Here is a 6,067-nt window from a genome sequence, read left to right on the forward strand (position 1 = left end):
GTCAGCGATTCTGGCAGCATGGCTAGGTGGCCTTAACCAACACGTCCATTGCGCATGTCCGGTTGACGGTGACCGAGATCGAGAGGTCCCGACAGTTCTACGAGAGCGTGTTCGGCTGGCCGGTCCTCTTCGAAGTCCCGGAGAACGCCGACGAGGCGACGCGCAATCAATTGGCTTTCTTGTACGGCGGGGTGGTGTACGACCTCGGCGGCGCGTTACTCGGTTTACGCCCGGTCGCCAACGACAGATTCGATGAGAACCGCACCGGGCTTGATCACATCGCGTTCCGCTTGAGCAATAAGGCTGAGCTGGACGAGGCCGCGGCCCACCTCGACGAACTCGGGATTCGGCACGAGCCGGTGAAAGACATTGGCCCGTCTTACATTCTGGAGTTCCGCGACCCCGACAACATCGCTCTGGAGCTCACCGCTCCCAAGTAGGGGGGCCAGAGCCTGACTGAAGGAAGCCATGGCCATCAGCTTCAACCACACCATCGTTGCGTCGCACGACAAGCGGCAGGCCGCCGAGTTCGTCACCGAGTTGCTCGGTCTGCCCAGCCCGACGGAGTTCGGCCCGTTCATGGTCGTCGCTCTCGAGCACGGCGCCACCCTGGACTACGCCGAAGTGCCCGAGAGTGAAGAGATCCGGCCCCAGCACTACGCGTTCCTCGTCGACGAGGACGACTTCGACGCCATCTACGGCAAGATCTCGTCGCGCGCTTTGCCGCACTGGGCCGACCCGAGCGGCCAGCGACCCGGGGAGATCAACCGCAGGGACGGCGGGCGCGGCGTGTACTTCCAAGACCCGGCCGGCCATTACCTGGAGATCTTGACCCGGCCCTACGGTTCGGGCGGCTAAGTGCGCGCGGCGCCGTGCCGCTTGCTTTCTTGATCGCGATAGTCGTCCGCCAGTCGCGCGACGTGCTCGGGCAGGGCGCCCGCGGCCACATCCGCCAGGGTGGTTTCCTCTAACACCGAACGCATACTGGCCCGAAGTGCCCGCCACACGTCGGTCAGTGACACGGTGGGCCCGGAGTAGGGCAGGTCGCCGAGTCCGATGTCGCGAACGCTGGCCAGCGGCCCGTCGATGCTGCGCAGGACGTCGGCGATGCTGATCTGGTCGGCCGGACGCGCCAATTCGTATCCGCCGTCGCGGCCGCGGTGGCTGCGCACCAGGCGATCGGTGCGCAAGTTACTCAGTATGTCGACCAGAAACTGCGGCGGTATCCCCTGAGCCTGGGCCAAGTCGTCGGTCTTGACCAAAGTGCCGCTGTCCACAGCGGCGAGCTGGATCATGGCCCGCACGGCATACTCCGCCTTGGCCGACATCCGCATGTTCACCGATTGTGCCACCCGCCCCTCCGCCGATCCGGCCCGCTGGGCTCGACGCTAGTGCCGTTCGCCCAACAGATCGATGATGGCCTGGGCCTGCTCGTCCGGGGTGCGCTCGGGCGTGAGCCGCAGATCAGGGTTCTTCGGCCGCTGATACGGGCTGTCGATTCCGGTGAAGTGGGTGATCTCCCCGGCACGCGCTTTGGCGTACAACCCCTTGGGGTCGCGCCGTTCGCACTCGACGAGCGGGGTATCGCAGAACACCTCGAAGAACTCAAATCCCGCGTCGGCATGAACTTTTCGGGCCATCTCACGGTGTTCGGCGAGCGGGCTGATTGCCGGCACCAGCACGATCTGCCCCGAGTCGGCGAGCAGCGTCGCCACATGCGCCAGCCGGCGCAGATTCTCGGCGCGGTCGGCCATGCTGAAACCCAGGTCGGCGTTCAGGCCGTGCCGCAAGTTGTCGCCGTCCAGCACGTAAGCCGGTGTGCCGCTTTGCAGCAGCTTCTGTTCGACCAGCATGGCCACCGAGGATTTGCCGGCGCCTGAAAGCCCGGTCAGCCACACGGTCCGCCCGCGGCACGCCCTGTCCTGCGCGGTGACCAACGACTTGTGGCGCACGGTGTTCGGACTGGCCGTCCGGGCGGAGACGTCACGTAACACCATGCCCGCGGCCACCGTGCCATTGGTGTTGGGATCGATCAGGATGAAGGAGCCGGTGCTGGAGTTGCGGGTGTACTCGTCGAGCAGCAGCGGCACTTGGGTTCGCAGCGAGATGCGGCCAAGCTCGTTGAGCTTCAACGCCGTTGCCGTCTTGTCGCGGTGCAGGGTGTTCACGTCGAGCCGGTAATCCAGCGCGGTGACGCGGGCCCGGGTGGTCCTGGTGGTGTGCTTGATGACGTAATCGCGCCCGGGCTCCAGGGCGGAGGCATCCGCCATCCAGCACACCGTCGCGTCGAATTCTTGCGCGATGCGGGGCTGGTTGTTGGCGCGGGCGATCATGTCGCCGCGGGAGATGTCGATTTGGTCGGCCAGACTGACCGATACCGCCATCGGCGGAAAAGCCTCTGCGACAGGGCCATTCGGGCCTTCGATGGCGGTAATGCGGGTGGTCTTGCCGACCGGCAGCACCACCACCTCGTCACCGGGGCGCATGACGCCGCTGGCCACGGTGCCGGCATAAGAGCGGTGGTCTTGGTGATCGAGTGTGTGGGGCCTGATGACGTACTGCACCGGGAAGCGCACGTCGACCAGGTTGCGGTCCCCGGCGATGTAGACCTCTTCCAGATGCGACAACAGCGCCGGCCCTTCGTACCAGGGCGCCTGGTCGGACTTGGTGACGACGTTGTCGCCGTGTAAGGCCGAGAGCGGGATCGACGTCACGTCCTGCACGTCGAGACGCGCGGCGAAGGCGTGGAACTCGTCGCGGATCAATTCGAATTTCTCTTGATCCCAGTCGATGAGGTCCATCTTATTGACCGCGAGCACCAGATGGCGGATGCCCAGCAGAGAGGCGAGGAAGGCGTGCCGACGGGACTGCTCGAGTAGACCGTGCCGGGCGTCGACCAACACAATCACCAGTTGCGCGGTGGACGCCCCGGTCACCATGTTGCGGGTGTACTGGATGTGGCCCGGCGTGTCGGCGATGATGAATTTCCGTTTGGGCGTGGCGAAATAGCGGTAGGCGACATCGATGGTGATGCCCTGCTCGCGTTCGGCGCGCAGGCCGTCGGTGACCAAGGCCAGGTCGGTGTAGTCGTGGCCGCGTTCTTTGGAGGTGCGCTCCACCGACGCCCACTGGTCTTCCATGACTGCCTTGGAGTCGTAGAGCAGGCGCCCGATCAGGGTGGACTTGCCGTCGTCGACGGAACCGGCGGTGGCTATGCGCAGCAGCGTGGTGGGTGTGGACATCAGAAGTACCCCTGCCGTTTGCGGTCTTCCATGCCCGCTTCGGAGATGCGGTCGTCGGCGCGGGTGGCGCCGCGTTCGGTCAGACGGGATACCGCGGTTTCGGCGATGACCTCCGACACGGTGGCGGCTTGCGATTCGACACAGCCGGTACAGGTGACGTCGCCGACGGTGCGGAACCGCACGGAGGTCTCGAACACCCGCTCCTCGGGACGCGGCTGCAGGTACCGGTGCACCGCGAGCAGCATGCCGTCGCGCTGAAAGACCTTGCGGCGGTGCGCAAAGTAGATGGACGGCAACGTGATCTTCTCGGCGCCGATGTAGGACCAGATGTCGAATTCGGTCCAGTTGGAAAGCGGGAAGACCCGGATGTGTTCACCCTTGTGGTGTCGCCCGTTGTACAGGTTCCACAGCTCGGGGCGCTGGGCCTTGGGATCCCACTGGCCGAACTCGTCGCGGAAACTGAACACGCGTTCCTTGGCCCGCGCTTTTTCCTCGTCCCGTCGGGCTCCGCCGAATGCCGCGTCGAATTTGTTCTCCCGGATAGCGCGCAGCAGCGTCACCGTCTGCAGGGGATTGCGCGACGGGATGGTCTCGACCACGCGGCCCGCGTCGATATCATCTTGCACCGACGCCACCACCAACCGCACTCCGTGCTCGGCGACCAACTGATCGCGAGTCGCGATGACCTCCTCGAAGTTGTGGCCGGTGTCCACATGCATCACCGGAAACGGCAACCGTCCAGGGCGGAACGCTTTCAGCGCCAAGTGCAGCATCACGATCGAGTCCTTGCCGCCCGAGAACAGCAGCACCGGGCGTTCGAACTCGGCGGCGACCTCGCGGATGATGTGGATCGCCTCTGCCTCCAGCGAGCGGAGGTGGCTCAATTCGTACTGGCCGGCGGCGGGAGCGGCGGTGATTGCGCTCGTCATAGTCAGCTTCCTAGTTAAGTTGGTAGGATTGACCAGGTTTATGAATATTACCGAATATAAAACCAGGCACCAAGCGGGCTGTCAATGTTGATTGGGCGGTCGAACGGGGGCGCTGCTCGCGCCGTTCGATGCAGCTAGGCGACCCCGCGGGCCGGACTTAGCCGGAGACCTCGTTCAATTTCCCGCTGGCGACGTCGAAGACGAAGCCGCGCAACGACACGTGCTTGGTGACGAACGGGCTGTTCTCGATGCGCCGCAGCGATTGTCGGACGTCTTCCTCGAGATCCGGAAAGGCTTCGGCCGCCCAGGGCGGCTTGACGCCGGTCTCCTGCTGAATGTCGCGCTTGAAGTCGTCGTCGGTGAAGGTGAGCATTCCGCAGTCGGTGTGATGGATCAGGATGACTTCCTGCGTGCCGAGCAGTCGCTGGCTGATGGCCAGCGAACGGATGACGTCGTCGGTGACCACTCCGCCCGCGTTGCGGATGACGTGGGCCTCCCCTTCGTTGATGCCCAGCACCCGATAAACGTCGATGCGAGCATCCATGCATGCCACCACTGCGACGTGCTTGCTGGGCGGCAGCGGCAGCGGGCCAGTGAAGGCGCTGGCGTACTTGGCGTTGTTGGCCAGGTAGTCGTCGGTAACCGTCATGCAGGCCTCCTCGGGTGTGGATTTCGCCAGGCAGACTGGTGTCGCGGTGGATCCTAGCAATCGGGGTAACGGAATTCACTGGTGAAAATCAGCCGGATAGCAATGGCCGTCGAGTAGCCGGCTGGCTGCGCCTCGCTACCCTGTCCACGTGCGATGTGGTGGCCGGGCATGACCCGCTTTCTGGCGCGCCGGTTGCTCAATTATCTCTTCTTGCTGGCCCTGGCCTCGTTTTTGACTTACCTGCTGACGTCGGTGGCCTTCTCGCCGCTGGAAACCTTGATGCAGCGCAGCCCCCGCCCGCCGCAGGCGGTACTCGACGCCAAGGCACACGACCTCGGCCTCGACCAGCCCGTGGTGACTCGGTATGCCAACTGGGTGTCGCACGCGGTGCGCGGTGATTTCGGTAAGACGATCACCGGCCAGCCGGTAGGCACCGAGTTGGGCCGCCGCATCGGGGTCAGCCTGCGCCTGCTGGTGGTCGGCTCGGTGGTGGGGACGCTGCTGGGCGTAGCGCTCGGAGCTTGGGGCGCCATCCGCCAATACCGACTCAGCGACCGGGTCGTCACCATGTTGGCGTTGCTTCTGCTCAGCACCCCGACGTTCGTCATCGCCAACCTGTTGATCCTGAGTGCCCTGCGGGTCAACTGGGCGCTCGGAGTACAGCTCTTTGACTACACCGGGGAGACCTCGCCGGGCGTGACCGGCGGAACCTGGGACAACCTCGGCGACCGGCTGCAGCATCTGGTCTTGCCCTCGCTCACCTTGGCGCTGGCCGCCGCCGCCGGATTCAGCCGATACCAGCGCAACGCCATGCTCGACGTCTTGGGCCAAGACTTCATCCGAACCGCCCGCGCCAAAGGGCTGACCCGCCGACGCGCCCTGGTCAAGCACGGCTTACGCACCGCACTGATACCGATGGCCACGTTGTTCGCCTACAGCGTGGCCGGCCTTGTCACGGGCGCGGTGTTCGTCGAGAAGATTTTCGGCTGGCACGGCATGGGCGAATGGGCGGTGCGGGGCATCGCAACCCAAGACACCAACATCGTCGCCGCCATCACCGTGTTCTCCGGCGCTGTGGTCCTGCTGGCGGGTCTCCTCTCCGATGTCATCTACGCCGCTCTGGATCCACGGGTGCGGGTGACATGACCAGCGCGACAACGCCTTTCGCGTCCCGCCGCACGCTGGTGTTGCGGCGCTTCGTGCGCAACCGCTCGGCGGTGGTCGCGCTGACGCTCTTGATACTGCTG

At 65.0% G+C, this 6,067-nt stretch carries 7 protein-coding genes; 3 read left to right on the plus strand and 4 right to left on the minus strand.

Annotation, left to right across the window (positions count from 1 at the left end):
• Positions 1–26: 26 nt before the first annotated feature.
• The gene (locus tag A9W95_RS15685) at positions 27–440 is read left to right on the plus strand and encodes a VOC family protein (protein ID WP_067414410.1); all 414 of its coding nucleotides are present in this window, start codon (positions 27–29) and stop codon (positions 438–440) included.
• A gap of 28 nt (positions 441–468) precedes the next feature.
• Complete coding sequence (locus A9W95_RS15690) at positions 469–858, plus strand: VOC family protein (protein ID WP_067414412.1); 390 nt, start codon at positions 469–471, stop codon at positions 856–858.
• Here the strand turns inward: A9W95_RS15690 and A9W95_RS15695 are convergent.
• The 4 genes from A9W95_RS15695 to A9W95_RS15710 form a co-directional block, all read right to left on the minus strand.
• Entirely contained in the window at positions 855–1,334 is a 480-nt protein-coding gene (locus A9W95_RS15695; RefSeq protein ID WP_067414440.1) for an RrF2 family transcriptional regulator, read from the minus strand. The genes A9W95_RS15690 and A9W95_RS15695 overlap by 4 nt on opposite strands.
• 54 nt (positions 1,335–1,388) lie before the next feature.
• On the minus strand, positions 1,389–3,242 hold the full coding sequence (cysC, locus tag A9W95_RS15700; protein WP_067414415.1) for an adenylyl-sulfate kinase: 1,854 nt from the start codon (positions 3,240–3,242) through the stop codon (positions 1,389–1,391).
• Positions 3,242–4,171, minus strand: a complete 930-nt coding sequence (gene cysD / locus A9W95_RS15705) for a sulfate adenylyltransferase subunit CysD (protein WP_067414418.1) — start codon at positions 4,169–4,171, stop codon at positions 3,242–3,244. The genes cysC and cysD overlap by 1 nt, the downstream gene beginning before the upstream one ends.
• 157 nt (positions 4,172–4,328) lie before the next feature.
• Complete coding sequence (locus tag A9W95_RS15710) at positions 4,329–4,820, minus strand: carbonic anhydrase (RefSeq protein WP_067414420.1); 492 nt, start codon at positions 4,818–4,820, stop codon at positions 4,329–4,331.
• Between the two features lie 168 nt (positions 4,821–4,988).
• Here A9W95_RS15710 and A9W95_RS15715 point away from each other — a divergent pair, with 168 nt between their 5' ends.
• Positions 4,989–5,966, plus strand: a complete 978-nt coding sequence (locus A9W95_RS15715) for an ABC transporter permease (protein WP_067414423.1) — start codon at positions 4,989–4,991, stop codon at positions 5,964–5,966.
• Positions 5,967–6,067 lie beyond the last annotated feature (101 nt).

Origin of the sequence: Mycobacterium sp. 1423905.2 (assembly GCF_001673155.1) — a bacterium.
Lineage (GTDB): Bacteria > Actinomycetota > Actinomycetes > Mycobacteriales > Mycobacteriaceae > Mycobacterium.

What these genes read in the sequence shown, in the direction of transcription:
- cysC (WP_067414415.1), bottom strand. Translation starts at nt 3,242, where the DNA reads ATGTCCACACCCACCACGCTGCTGCGCATAGCCACCGCCGGTTCCGTC.
- A9W95_RS15690 (WP_067414412.1), top strand. Translation starts at nt 469, where the DNA reads ATGGCCATCAGCTTCAACCACACCATCGTTGCGTCGCACGACAAGCGG.
- cysD (WP_067414418.1), bottom strand. Translation starts at nt 4,171, where the DNA reads ATGACGAGCGCAATCACCGCCGCTCCCGCCGCCGGCCAGTACGAATTG.
- A9W95_RS15695 (WP_067414440.1), bottom strand. Translation starts at nt 1,334, where the DNA reads ATGCGGATGTCGGCCAAGGCGGAGTATGCCGTGCGGGCCATGATCCAG.
- A9W95_RS15715 (WP_067414423.1), top strand. Translation starts at nt 4,989, where the DNA reads ATGACCCGCTTTCTGGCGCGCCGGTTGCTCAATTATCTCTTCTTGCTG.
- A9W95_RS15710 (WP_067414420.1), bottom strand. Translation starts at nt 4,820, where the DNA reads ATGACGGTTACCGACGACTACCTGGCCAACAACGCCAAGTACGCCAGC.